Genomic DNA, 11,794 nt, shown 5'->3' with positions numbered 1-11,794 from the left:
CCGTCCCATCTTTGTAGACAATGGTAGGCAAGCCCATCGCCCCCGTGGGCCGGAGGTCCCCCCATGAGCCCCATCGACCGCAGCCGTAGTGTCTCCGTCCCCACGAGCACCACCCCGGCTCGTAGCTCCGCGACGGCGCTGAAGAACCCGCTCGGGTCTGTGCTGGATGCCGCGAAGCAGGGACTGGCCGACATCCCCCGCTTCGTGAAGATGGGCGCGGATGTCTTCGAGGCGTCGCACCTGAGCGAGCTGAAGCGCATCTTCGGGGGCGACGCGAAGCCGGACCGGATGAGCGATGGAAAGTTCGTCGGCGCCAAGGGCCAGTCCTTCCCGCCCGGCACCGCGCTCAAGGACATCCCCGCCGTCACGCCGCTCGACAATCCGAACCCGTCGAAGACCCTCCTCTACGTCAACGGCATCATGACGCCCATGGCCGGGCAGCTTCAGGAGATGCAGGCCATCGCTGAGACTGCCGACGCTCGCGTCGTCGGCATCCACAACGCCACCCAGGGGCTGGTCGCCGACCTGGCCCAGTGCGTGACGGACAAGCTGGACAAGGGCCGCAACCCCGCGGTGGATACGCTCGCGGACACCGTCTACTCCGAGCTGAAGGCCGGGCGCGAAGTGCACCTGATGGGCTACAGCCAGGGCGGTCTCATCACCGCGCGGGCGCTGTTCGACGTGGAGCGCCGGCTGCGCATCGAAGACGGGATGTCGAAGGGGCAGGTCGAGAAGCTCATGAGCAAGCTCGACGTGGAGACCTTCGGCGCCGCGTCCACCCGCTACCCGGACGGCCCCAACTACGTCCACTACGTCAACAACGCGGACCCCGTGCCCACGCTCACCGGCCTGGGCGGCAGCGTCGACCCGCTCGACTTCATCAAGGACGCGGGGAAGGGCGCCGTGGTGCACCGCTTCACCGACGGCAACCTCAACCCCATCAGCAACCACATGCTGGACACCCTCTACATGAAGCACCGGGTGGACTTCGACGAGGCCCGCGCGGGGCGCTTCTAACGCGCTCCCGGTTCACCACATGCCCTGCTCACGCAGGAGCGCTCCCAGGGGACGCGCGCCCAGCCGGTAGGCATCGAAGAGCGCTCCGGCCGCCGACCAGGACGGATTGGACCAGGCGATGCGAGCCTGGCCCTCCTGGGGCTCCTTGCCGCACAGCAGGAGCGAGGACCGCAGCTCTTCCGCTGACGAGAACAGCGTGTGCTCGAAGGGAAGCGGGTTCTGGCTGGTGAGGAAGACCTGCCGTGTCCCCAGCTCCCGCATGCAGGCCTCCACCCAGCGCGGGTGCAGGCCGTTGGCCAGCTCGTCCGTGATGGCGAAGTCCTCGTTCACGTCCAGGTAGTAGAGGAAGGACAGCAGCCGCTTCTGGCCGAAGCCCAGCTCCGCGTGCGACAGCCCCTGGCCGTCCCTTCGCGTGAAGTGGAAGCCGAACCCACCGAAGCCCACGCGCCCGCCGTTCTCGAACGAGCGCTTCTCCTGCACCTCCACCCGGAACGTTCCGGACGCGAAGCCCGCCAGGGCCACGAACCGCGCCAGGAAGCTCCGTTCGAGCACGTCGTGCCGTAGCTCCAGCACGTCCGGCGGGGCCTCGCGCTCCACCTGCTCCCGCAGCCAGGCCGGCATCCACGTGGGCAGCGCCATCAGCCCGAGCGGGAACACCTCCCCGTCCCGCACCTCCATGGCGTACCGGATGCCGCCGATGCGCTCGAACATCCCGAGCGACTCGTCGAATCGCTGGGGCGCCAGCAGGAAGGTGCGGCGCAGCAACTCCTTGAGCCGCTCCTTCATGTCCTTGTCGATGTACTGCGCCGTCATGAAGAGCAGCGTCCACACCGAGCGGTCCAGCAGCGACCAGGCCATGGTCCGAGACCACGCGGACTCACCGTCCAGCTTGCAGTCGATGCCCGCCTCGTCAGCGCGCATCAGCAGCCGGGCCGGGGGAGACGTGAGTCGCAGGTCCACCTCGATGCGAGGGTGAAGTCCCGACGCTCCCGTCTGAGGCGTGCGCAGGGGCAGCAGCGCGGAGCCCTTGCGGGGAGGCTCGTCCGGCTCCGGCGGGGTGACGGTCTGCTCGTTGCGGACGAAGACGTGGAGCTTCATCCCCGGGAAGGTCAGGTCGTACTCGAGGGAGAACGTCTCATGGATGAGGCCGGAGAAGTCCGAGCCGACGACGGTGGAGATGAGCTCCAGCAGCGTGGTCCTCCCGGTGCCGTTCTCCCCGAGCACCAGGTTGAGCGACGGGCTGAACACCAGCTCGGTGCCGGGCGCGACGCCGCGGTAGTGGTGGACGACCAGCCTCGTGAGCTTCATGGCTCTCCTCGTCCCACAGCATGGCCAGCCCGGTCCACGGGGGGAACACTTCCGTCACCTGAGTGTCCACGTCCACGCTTCCGCACCGGGGGGCACACCCGGGAGCACCGTACCGGGGTAGGGTGGTGCCTCCCCAGGTGGCGCGCGGGCCGAACCCGCCGTCGGAAAGGTTCAGGCAGGACATGGACTACCGGAAGCTGTTCCAGGTGCTGGTGATGGGCGGCGCGCTGGTCGGAGGCGCCACGGGCTGCGACCAGGGCAAGCGCACGGCGGAGGACCGCTCCCGCGAGACCGAAGGCACGGGCGGCTCGGGCTCCCCGGACGCCGGGGCTCCCGACGCGGGTGGCACGCAGGCGGGCGGCGGCGGCGTCAAGGGCTGGTGACGCACCGGCCCGTGCCATGACGCGGTGCGGGCCGAAGTGAAAGGTGTGGTGGGGCAACGACTCGTCTATACACTCCGCCGGCTCTTCAACCGACCCGGTTGAGAAAGGATGAAGTGAGGACGATGAAGAACGTTGCCCTCGGATGTCTGCTGTCCGCGCTCGTGGCCCTGGTGGCCACGCCCGCGGCGGCCCAGCTCAAGCTCCCCGCCGCCAGCCCTGCCGCCAAGGTGGCGCAGGACGTGGGCGTTACCGAGATTTCCATCGAGTACTCCAGCCCCGCCGTGAAGGGCCGGAAGATCTGGGGGGACCTGGTCCCCTTCGACAAGGTGTGGCGCACGGGCGCCAACGCGGCCACGAAGATTACCTTCAGCCGCGATGTCACCTTCGGTGGCAAGCCCGTCCCCGCCGGCACCTACTCCATCGTCAGCGTTCCTTCGCAGAAGGGCTGGAAGGTGATGCTGAACAAGGAGCTGGGGCTGTGGGCGACTCCCGCCCCGTACGCCGCCGCCAATGACGTGGCCACCGCCACCGCCACCACCACCGAGATTCCCAACCGCGAGCGGCTGACGTTCCTCTTCTCCAACACCACCGACGACTCGACGTCGCTCGACCTGGAGTGGGAGAAGCTGCGCGTGTCCGTGCCCATCAAGGTGGACACCGCCGCGCAGGCGAAGGCGAGCATCCAGCAGATGCAGGAGCGCACCGCGGGCATGCACGCCAACGCGGCCCGCTACCTGGCCGACGCCACCAAAGACCTCCCCGCCGCGCTGAAGGAGGCGGATGCGTCCGTCGCCACCCAGTCCAACTGGTTCAACCAGTGGATTCGCGCCGACATCCTGGCGCGCATGGGCAACTACGCGGAGGCCCGCAAGGCCGCGCAGATTGCGTGGGACCTGGGCAACAAGGACAAGAACTTCTTCTTCCGCGACCAGGTCTCCAAGGCCCTGGCGGACTGGAAGAACAAGTAGTCGTCGCGCCGCGAAGCCGCGAGTGCTCGGGAGCCCCTCAACGTTGAGGGGCCCCCTTCGCGAGCCGGCGGTAGAGCGCCTCGTAGCGGTCGATGGCGGGTCCGAGCTGGAAGCGCTCCAGCACCTGCTCCCGCGCGCGGCGTGAGAAGGCCTTCCAGCGGGCCGGGTCCTGGACCAGGGTGAGCACGTGCCCGGCCATGGCGGCGATGTTCCCCACCGGCGCGAGGAAGCCCGTCTCCCCCTGGGAGACCAGTTCGGGGATGCCGCCGATGTCGCTCGCCACCACGGGGATGCCGCAGCTCAGCGCCTCCAGCGCGGCGAGGCCGAAGCTCTCCTGCTCGCTGGGGAGGAGGAAGACGTCCGCCGCGGCGAGCAGTTCCTCGAAGCGGTCCTGCTTGCCCAGGAAGGCGACGCGGTGCTCCAGGCCCAGCTCGCGGAGCTTGCGCTCGGCGGGGGAGCGCTCGGGGCCGTCGCCAATCATCACCAGCCGGCAGGGTCGCTGGCGGTGGACCTCCGTGAAGATGCCCACCACGTCGGTGATGCGCTTCACCGCGCGGAAGTTGGAGACGTGGATGAGCACCGGCTCCGGCTCGCGCAGGTCCGGGAAGAGCGTGCGCAGGCAGGCGCGGTCCCGGTTGGGCGCGTAGCGCTGCGTGTCCACGAAGTTGAAGACGACGTCGATGGGGAAGCTCTCGGGAATGCCAAAGCCCTTCCAGGTGGCGCGCCGGAGGAAGTCGGACGGCGTCGTCACCGCGTCGCTGCGCAGGATGGAGAAGCGCGTAATCGGCAGGTAGCTGGGGTCGATGCCCACCAGCGTGGTGTCCGTCCCGTGCAGCGTCGTCACGATTCGCGGCGCCTTGTCCCCCAGCACCTCGCGCGCCATCCACGCGGCCGTGGCGTGGGGCACCGCGTAGTGGACGTGCAGCACGTCCAGGCGCTCGTAGCTGGCCACCTCAATCATCTTGGAGGCCAGGGCGATGGGGTAGGTGCTGGAGTGCTGGAGCGCCGGGTAGTCGCTCTCCGTCACCTCGTGGAAGAAGACCTTGCGGCTGATGCCGTGCAGCCGCACCGGCAGGTCCTTGGCGATGAAGTGGACGCGGTGCCCGCGGTCCGCCATGGCCAGACCAATCTCGGTGGCGACCATGCCGCTGCCACCGAAGGTGGGGAAGCAGGTGATGGCGATGTTGAGCGGCTCGGTCATCGGCGATGGGGAAAGAACAGGGGCTTCGCGAAGCTATTCCGGCGGAAGTGGTCCACCGGGTCCGCCAGCCCCAGCGTCTCGCGGACAACATAAGGCTCGCCGTGGGCCACGCCCACCTGCGCACCGTAGAAGGCGTCCCGGGCCTCCAGCGAGGAGAGGGACAAGGGGGAGCCCACCAGCGTGGGTGGCGCGTCCGGCCGGGGCTGCACCTGGCTTGCGTAGCAGCGCACCGCCGCGCGCTTCCGCTCGTACACCGAGGACACGTCCACGACGAAGCTCGGCTCGGCGAGGTGGCGCAGCGGGTAGTAGAGCACCTGCCTCGGAGTGAAGGGCGCTCCAGGCGGCTCCGCCTCGAACTTGCGGACTCCGGCGAAGAACAGCGCGCGTGTCACCAGCGCGCTGGCGGCCTCGTGGTCCGGGTGGCGCTCCTCTTCCCACGGGACGACGACCAGCTCTGGACGAAGGCGGCGGAGCACCTCCACCACGCGGGCCACGGCGGAGGTGCGCGCGCGCTCCGTCTCGGGCGCGTCGAAGCCGGCCCACGGGCTGAGCCAGCCGTCGGGCAGGCCGAGGTTCTCCCGCAGGGACAGGCCCAGCGCCTGGGAGGCGGCTTCCGTCTCCTGGGCCCGCGTCTCCGGGGTGCCGCGCGAGCTCTTCTCGCCGCGCGTCAGGTCCACGATTCCGGTGCGGTAGCCCTGGCCCGCCATGCGCGCGAGGAGCCCGCCGCAGAACAGCTCCACGTCGTCGGGGTGCGGGCCGAAGGCGAGGACGTCGAGGCCGTAGGACTCGCTCATGGCGTCAGGTCCTGGAGCGCGCCGGAGAAGGGGACGCAGGTGTCGAGCACCCGCTGCGTGAAGGCGCGCGTCCCGAGGCGGCTGGCGAAGTAGGGCAGCCCGAGGACCCGCTCCTGGGGTTCGTCATTCGGGGTGAGGTACGTGCGCAGGCGGTCCACCCGCTCCGCCGTCACGCCGTCGCGCCGGACGAGCGCGCGGCCATACCGCCCCGTGAGGCGGGACACGGCGACGCGGACGGTGCCCCGGGTGCGCTCGAGCGCATCCTGGAGCATCGGGTCGAGCTGGAGCAGCGAGTCATTCAGTCGGTCCAGCTCCGCAGCGAAGTGGCCGAAGAGGCGGGCCTCCAGGGCTTCGGGAGGCTCCATGGGCTGGGTGGCATCACGGGCGGCCAGCCGGGTGAGCAGCTCGTCGCGCGGCGTGTTCAGCTCGTCGGGCTGGAGGCCCAGCTTGCCGAGCCACCTGCGGGCCCGGTCATCCAGCACCCGGAACCGGGCGCGTGGCACGACGAGCGGCATGGGCAGGCCCGCCTGCTCGTAGAGCGGGGCGAGCTGCGCGAAGTAGGCGAGCTCCCCGGGGCCGCCGACGTAGGCCGCCGTGGGAAGCCACGTGTCCTGCAGGAGGGGCCGCAGCAGGGCGGAGGTGGTGAAGCGGAGCGGCTCGCGCTCCAGCCAGCCGAGCAGCTCGGCCGTCGTGACGGAGCGCCCCTCCGGGTGGCCGACGAGGCTCCACGTCCCGGGGCTGGAGGGGTCCAGGCGGTAGCGCGGGCCCTCGACGCCGTCTGGTGAGAAGAAGCCGAGCGGCGAGCCGGGACGGATGTGGACCTGGACGGCGAAGTCGGCGTCGGAGAGCGCTTGAACCCGGCCCGCGAGCGCGGTGGAGATGGCTGCCGCCTCCTGGATGGCGCGGCGGTGCACGGGCGCGGCGAGCGGCGCGAGGCGTGCGTCACGAGGGTCGAGGAACACCAGCCCTTCCTCGGCGAACACGGCCGAGAGGACCTCGGTGAACGCCTCCGCCAGTGTTGCCTCGGGGCGGTAGGCGCGCTCCAGCAGGGCCAGGTGCTCGGCTGCGTGCGGCTCCGCGCCCAGCTCGGCGCGCAGCGTGGCGAGGGCGGCGGTGACGCTCGAGCCGAGGCGGCGGTGGGCGATGGGCGCCCGGGAGGCGGCCGCGTCGGGCAAATCCAGCGCCACCTTCAGGGGACCGCCGGTGTGGCGCGGGATGAAGCAGTGGTCGACCTCCGGCAGGTCGTGGTCCTCCGTCTGGAGCCAGAAGACGGGGACACAGGGCCGGCCCGTCTCCTCCGTTAGCGCACGGGCCGCGCGGATGGCGGCGGCGGCCTTGTAGATGGTGAAGAGCGGGCCGAGGAACAGGCCCATCTGCTGCCCCGTGACGACGGCCACGGTGCCGGGTCTGGAGAGCAAGTCCAGATTGCGCTCGCGAGCGGGACTCGGCGCGAGTCGCGCGTTGCGGGCCACGAGCACGTCGAGCAGCGCCGGTAGCACGGTGCGCGACGCGGCGTCGGCCACGGCCTCGGCGCGGGCGGCCGGGTGGCGGTAGCGGTCAGGAAGGATGGAGAGCGCGCGCGCATCTCCGCGGAGCCACGCGGCAGAGAACGAGGACGTCACGGGGCGGGGTTGATAACAGGTCCGGTGTGGATGGGCACGCGAAGGGACATTCACGCGCGGTCCTTATTCCCTGGCCAAGCGCGTCATCGCGTTTGAATGCAGCGCGCGCGAGCACGGAGGCCTTGTTATAGGGTCCGCCCGGATGCGGAACCTGCTCAATTTTGGAATGGCGCTGCTCATGAGTCTCGGAGTCGGGTCGACGGCTTTCGCACAGGCCCCCCGCCAACCCCACGCGGGGGAAATCGCGGCCGGCCTGCGGCGGCTCGGGGTGACGGGCAGCGTGCTCTACGTGGCCGCCCACCCCGATGACGAGAACACGCGCTTCCTGGCGTGGCTCGTGGGCGAGCGCGGCCTGCGCGCGGGCTACCTCTCCATCACCCGCGGCGACGGCGGACAGAACCTCATCGGCACCGAGCAGGACGAGTTGCTCGGGCTCATCCGCACGTATGAGCTGCTCGCGGCGCGGCGCGTGGACGGGGCCGAGCAGCTCTTCACCCGGGCTCGGGACTTCGGCTACACGAAGAGCGCCGACGAGGCGCTGCGCATCTGGGGCCATGACGCGGTGCTCGCGGACGTGGTGCTCGCCATCCGCCGCTTCCGGCCGGACGTCATCGTCACCCGCTTCACCACGAGGCCGCCGAACCACGGCCACCACACCGCGTCCGCGCTCCTCGCCGAGGAGGCCTTCACCGCCGCCGCCGACCCGAAGCGCTTCCCCGAGCAGCTCTCGGAGGTGAAGCCCTGGAAGGCGGACCGGCTGCTGAACAACGCCGCCACCTGGAACCTGAAGCCCGACGCGGACATGTCCGCCTTCCTGAAGGTGGACGTGGGCGGGTATGACGCGCTGCTCGGGCGCTCCTGGGGGGAGATTTCGGCGGAGAGCCGCAGCCAGCACAAGAGCCAGGGCTTCGGCGTGCCGGCCGAGCGCGGACCGCTGCTGGAGTACTTCACGCCGCTGGCCGGGACGCGCCCGAAGGGCGACGTATTCGAGGGGCTGGACCTCACGTGGAAGCGCTGGGGCGGCACGGAGGCCGTGGCCCGCGCGGTGGACGAGGCGCAGAAGGGCTTTGACGCACGCGCGCCCCACCGCAGCGTGCCCGCGCTCGTCCGCGTCCACGAGGCGCTGTCCGCCCTGCCGGAAGACAACCCGTGGAAGGCGCTCAAGCTGCGGGAGACGGAGGCGCTCGTGGCCGCGTGCTCGGGCCTGTTCCTGGAGGCTCGCGCGACGGAGCCCACGGCCGTGCCGGGCACGCAACTGGAGCTGAACCTGATGGCGCTGAACCGCTCGCCCGCCGCGCTCCGGTTGGTGAGCGTGACGCTGCCGGGCGGTGAGTCCGTGGCCGCCAGCACGGAGCTGGCCGGACACGCGCCGTTCAAGCTCAACCGGAAGCTGGCCCTCCCGCAGGACGCGGTCATCTCCACGCCGTACTGGCTGCGCAAGCCCGTCACGGGCGGCCTCTACACGCTGGAGGGCGCGGACCGCGCGCTCACCGGCCGGCCCGAGGGCGAGCCCGCCCTGTCGGTGACGTTCGTCTACGAGGCGAGCGGCCGGCGCTTCAGCGTGACGCGGCCGGTGGTCTACGTGTGGACGGACCCGGTGCGCGGCGAGCTGTACCGTGCCCTCGAAATCGTCCCCGCCGTCACCGCGACGCTGGGGCGCGACGTGCTGATGTTCCCCAATGGCGCGGCGCAGTCCGTCCCCGTGGTCCTGGCCGCGGGCCGGGCGGAGGCCAGCGGCAAGGTCCGGCTGGAGGTGCCCGAGGGGTGGAAGGTGGAGCCCGCGGAAGCGCCGTTCCAGCTCGCCGCGCGCGGTGACGAGCGGACCGTGGTCTTCAAGGTGACGCCTCCGAAGGGGGCCACGGGGAAGGGGCGCCTGCGCGCCATCGTGGAGAGCGGCGGGCGCACCGAGTCGTGGCGCGTCCGGACGGTGTCCTACGAGCACATCCCCCCGCAGGCGGTGCGCCAGCCGTCCGAGGCGACGCTGGTGCCCTTCACGCTGGCCACGAAGGTGAAGCGCCTGGGCTACATCCCCGGGCCGGGCGACCGCGTGGCGGAGAGCCTGGCGGCGGTGGGCTACGAGGTGACGGTGCTCCCCGAGGAGCGCCTCGCGGGAGAGAAGCTGGAGCGCTTCGACGCCATCCTCGTGGGCGTGCGCGCCTTCAACGCCAACCCGCGCCTGGCCGTGCACCGCGAGCGGCTGCTGAAGTACGTGGAGGGCGGCGGCCGGCTGGTGGTCCAGTACAACACCAACAGCCGCGTGGGGCCGCTCACCACCTTCGTCGGCCCGTACCCGCTGGAGATTGGCCGGGAGCGCGTGACGGACGAGACGGCGGCGATGACGCCCATGACTCCCAACGAGCCGCTACTGCGCGCCCCCAACGTGCTGTCCGCAGCGGACTTCGAGGGCTGGGTGCAGGAGCGCGGCCTCTACTTCGCCTCCAAGTGGGACCCGCACTACCGGCCCGTGTTCGCCATGAATGACGCGGGGGAGGCGCCGCTCCAGGGAGGGCTGCTCGTCACCCGCCATGGCAAGGGCACCTTCGTCTACACGGGGCTGGCCTTCTTCCGTCAGCTCCCCGCCGGCGTTCCCGGCGCCTACCGCCTCCTGGCGAACATCCTCGCGCAATGAGCTCACCCGGTTCCCCTCCGCTGAAGTCCCCCGCGCCCCGGCCCGAGATGGATGACGCGCCGCCGCTGCTCGGCTCGTGGCGCAACATCTACCTCGTGGTGCTCGGCACCTTCGTCCTGTTCGTTGCCCTGTTCTGGGCGCTCACCAAGGCGTACTCGTGACACTGCTCGACTGGCTGGTCCTCATCGGGACGACGGCGTTCATCGTCGGCTGGGGCATCTGGAAGAACCGCAAGGCGGCGTCCTCCGAGGAGTACATGCGGGGCGCCCGCGAGCTGAAGTGGCCCACCATCGGCCTGTCCGTCATGGCCACGCAGGCCAGCGCGATTACGTTCCTCTCCGTCCCCGGGCAGGCCTACGAGGACGGGATGCGCTTCGTGCAGTTCTACTTTGGACTGCCCATCGCGATGATCATCATCAGCGCGGTCTTCGTCCCCATCTACTACCGGCTGAACGTCATCACCGCGTACGAGTACCTGGAGTCACGCTTCGACCTGAAGACGCGGCTGCTGGGCGCGTTCCTGTTCCTCATCCAGCGCGGCCTGGCGGCCGGCATCACCATCTACGCACCCGCCATCATCCTCTCCTCCATCCTCGGCTGGCCGCTGGAGCCCACCGTGGTGGTCATGGGCGCCGTGGTCATCCTCTACACGGTGGCGGGTGGCTCCAAGGCCGTGAGCCAGACGCAGAAGCAGCAGATGATAGTGATGATGGGCGGCATGGTGGTGGCCGCCGTCGTCATCGTGTGGCGCCTGCCGGAGCACATCTCGTTCGGCAAGGCGGTGGATGTCGCGGGCGCCTTCGGCCGGATGAACGTGGTGAGCTTCGACCTGGACGTGCAGGACCGGTACAACTTCTGGTCCGGCATCACCGGGGGCCTCTTCCTGTCGCTGTCGTACTTCGGCACGGACCAGTCGCAGGTGGGCCGCTACCTGACGGGGCGCTCCATCACCGAGAGCCGGCTGGGGCTGCTCTTCAACGGCGTGCTGAAGATTCCGATGCAGTTCCTCATCCTGTTCGTCGGAATCCTCGTCTTCGTCTTCTACCAGTTCAGCACGCCGCCCCTGCTGTTCAACGAGCCGCTCCGCGCGCGCGTGCAGGGCACCGCGCAGGCGGGCGAGTACGCCGCGCTCGAGGCGAAGTGGGAGCAGGTGCAGACGGGCAAGCGCGAGGAGGTGGAGCGCTACCTCGCTGCCGTCGACTCCGGAGATGCCTCGGCGGAGTCCACCGCGCGGGAGTCGCTGCGTGGCTCGGCGAAGGCGGCCGGTGACATCCGGAAGGAAGCCAAGGCCGTGGTGACGCGCGCGCTGCCGGGCGTGGAGACCAAAGACTCCGACTACATCTTCATCACCTTCGTGAAGCGCTGGCTGCCGAGCGGGCTGTTCGGGCTCCTCATCGCCGTCATCCTGTCAGCGGCGATGAGCTCCATCGCCAGTGAGCTGAACGCCCTGGGCTCGACGACGACGGTGGACTTCTACCGGCGCGTCTTCCGCCGGGACGCGTCGGACCAGAACGTGCTGGTGGCGTCCAAGCTGTTCACCGTGTTCTGGGGACTGGTGGCCGTGAGCTTCGCGACCTTCGCGTCGCTGCTCGACAACCTCATCCAGGCGGTGAACATCCTCGGGTCCATCTTCTACGGGACGGTGCTGGGCATCTTCCTGGTGGCCTTCTTCTTCAAGCGCGTGCGCGGGCATGCCGTCTTCATCGCGGCCGTCATCTCGCAGGCGACGGTGATTGGCCTCTTCCTGATGAGCGACATCGGCTACCTGTGGTTCAACGTCATCGGGTGCACGTTGGTGGTGGTGCTGGGGCTGGTGTTCCAGGCCGTGCTGCCCCGGCAGCCGGAGCCGCTACCGGCCACTGGCGCGTGAGG

At 70.1% G+C, this 11,794-nt stretch carries 10 protein-coding genes; 6 read left to right on the top strand and 4 right to left on the bottom strand.

The features are described from left to right. Positions 1-63 precede the first annotated feature (63 nt). Positions 64-1,017 (top strand): hypothetical protein, encoded by a 954-nt coding sequence (locus tag G4D85_RS37510; protein ID WP_164018918.1) that lies wholly within the window; start codon positions 64-66, stop codon positions 1,015-1,017. Between the two features lie 12 nt (positions 1,018-1,029). Here the strand turns inward: G4D85_RS37510 and G4D85_RS37505 are convergent, their stop codons facing one another. Further along, positions 1,030-2,325 (bottom strand): AAA family ATPase, encoded by a 1,296-nt coding sequence (locus tag G4D85_RS37505; protein WP_164018917.1) that lies wholly within the window; start codon positions 2,323-2,325, stop codon positions 1,030-1,032. Between the two features lie 182 nt (positions 2,326-2,507). Between G4D85_RS37505 and G4D85_RS37500 the strand changes: the two genes are divergently transcribed. Together G4D85_RS37500 and G4D85_RS37495 are read left to right on the top strand one after the other, a co-directional pair. Further along, complete coding sequence (locus G4D85_RS37500; protein ID WP_164018916.1) at positions 2,508-2,708, top strand: hypothetical protein; 201 nt, start codon at positions 2,508-2,510, stop codon at positions 2,706-2,708. 122 nt (positions 2,709-2,830) lie between these two features. Beyond that, positions 2,831-3,676 carry a DUF2911 domain-containing protein gene (locus tag G4D85_RS37495; protein WP_205525876.1) on the top strand — a complete coding sequence of 282 codons (846 nt, stop codon included), beginning with the start codon at positions 2,831-2,833 and terminating at the stop codon, positions 3,674-3,676. Positions 3,677-3,713: 37 nt separating this feature from the next. Here G4D85_RS37495 and bshA read toward each other — a convergent pair whose 3' ends face one another. Genes bshA through bshC form a run of 3 tightly spaced genes read right to left on the bottom strand, consistent with a single transcriptional unit; the run spans position 3,714 to position 7,293 of the window. Beyond that, positions 3,714-4,877 (bottom strand): N-acetyl-alpha-D-glucosaminyl L-malate synthase BshA, encoded by a 1,164-nt coding sequence (gene bshA / locus G4D85_RS37490; RefSeq protein WP_164018915.1) that lies wholly within the window; start codon positions 4,875-4,877, stop codon positions 3,714-3,716. Further along, positions 4,874-5,671 carry a bacillithiol biosynthesis deacetylase BshB1 gene (gene bshB1 / locus G4D85_RS37485; protein ID WP_164018914.1) on the bottom strand — a complete coding sequence of 266 codons (798 nt, stop codon included), beginning with the start codon at positions 5,669-5,671 and terminating at the stop codon, positions 4,874-4,876. The genes bshA and bshB1 overlap by 4 nt, the downstream gene beginning before the upstream one ends. Beyond that, complete coding sequence (gene bshC / locus G4D85_RS37480) at positions 5,668-7,293, bottom strand: bacillithiol biosynthesis cysteine-adding enzyme BshC (protein ID WP_164018913.1); 1,626 nt, start codon at positions 7,291-7,293, stop codon at positions 5,668-5,670. The genes bshB1 and bshC overlap by 4 nt, the downstream gene beginning before the upstream one ends. A 142-nt stretch (positions 7,294-7,435) precedes the next feature. Here bshC and G4D85_RS37475 point away from each other — a divergent pair, with 142 nt between their 5' ends. From G4D85_RS37475 to G4D85_RS37470, 3 genes are read left to right on the top strand one after another with little or no spacing between them, the layout of a single operon-like run. Next, the gene (locus tag G4D85_RS37475) at positions 7,436-9,922 is read left to right on the top strand and encodes a PIG-L family deacetylase (protein ID WP_164018912.1); all 2,487 of its coding nucleotides are present in this window, start codon (positions 7,436-7,438) and stop codon (positions 9,920-9,922) included. Further along, positions 9,919-10,083 (top strand): hypothetical protein, encoded by a 165-nt coding sequence (locus G4D85_RS49020; RefSeq protein WP_205525875.1) that lies wholly within the window; start codon positions 9,919-9,921, stop codon positions 10,081-10,083. The genes G4D85_RS37475 and G4D85_RS49020 overlap by 4 nt, the downstream gene beginning before the upstream one ends. Beyond that, positions 10,080-11,792 (top strand): sodium:solute symporter family protein, encoded by a 1,713-nt coding sequence (locus G4D85_RS37470; protein WP_164018911.1) that lies wholly within the window; start codon positions 10,080-10,082, stop codon positions 11,790-11,792. Before G4D85_RS49020 ends, G4D85_RS37470 begins: the two co-directional genes overlap by 4 nt. The last annotated feature ends 2 nt before the right edge of the window (positions 11,793-11,794 follow it).

The organism is Pyxidicoccus trucidator, assembly GCF_010894435.1.
Lineage (GTDB): Bacteria > Myxococcota > Myxococcia > Myxococcales > Myxococcaceae > Myxococcus > Myxococcus trucidator.
The sequence above is the reverse complement of the archived record's forward strand: the minus strand, read 5'-3'. Positions and strand labels throughout refer to the sequence as shown.

Excerpts from the sequence above, each read along its gene's own strand:
- G4D85_RS49020 (WP_205525875.1), top strand. The coding sequence starts at position 9,919 with ATGAGCTCACCCGGTTCCCCTCCGCTGAAGTCCCCCGCGCCCCGGCCC.
- bshA (WP_164018915.1), bottom strand. The coding sequence starts at position 4,877 with ATGACCGAGCCGCTCAACATCGCCATCACCTGCTTCCCCACCTTCGGT.
- G4D85_RS37475 (WP_164018912.1), top strand. The coding sequence starts at position 7,436 with ATGCGGAACCTGCTCAATTTTGGAATGGCGCTGCTCATGAGTCTCGGA.
- G4D85_RS37500 (WP_164018916.1), top strand. The coding sequence starts at position 2,508 with ATGGACTACCGGAAGCTGTTCCAGGTGCTGGTGATGGGCGGCGCGCTG.
- G4D85_RS37505 (WP_164018917.1), bottom strand. The coding sequence starts at position 2,325 with ATGAAGCTCACGAGGCTGGTCGTCCACCACTACCGCGGCGTCGCGCCC.
- bshB1 (WP_164018914.1), bottom strand. The coding sequence starts at position 5,671 with ATGAGCGAGTCCTACGGCCTCGACGTCCTCGCCTTCGGCCCGCACCCC.
- G4D85_RS37510 (WP_164018918.1), top strand. The coding sequence starts at position 64 with ATGAGCCCCATCGACCGCAGCCGTAGTGTCTCCGTCCCCACGAGCACC.
- G4D85_RS37495 (WP_205525876.1), top strand. The coding sequence starts at position 2,831 with ATGAAGAACGTTGCCCTCGGATGTCTGCTGTCCGCGCTCGTGGCCCTG.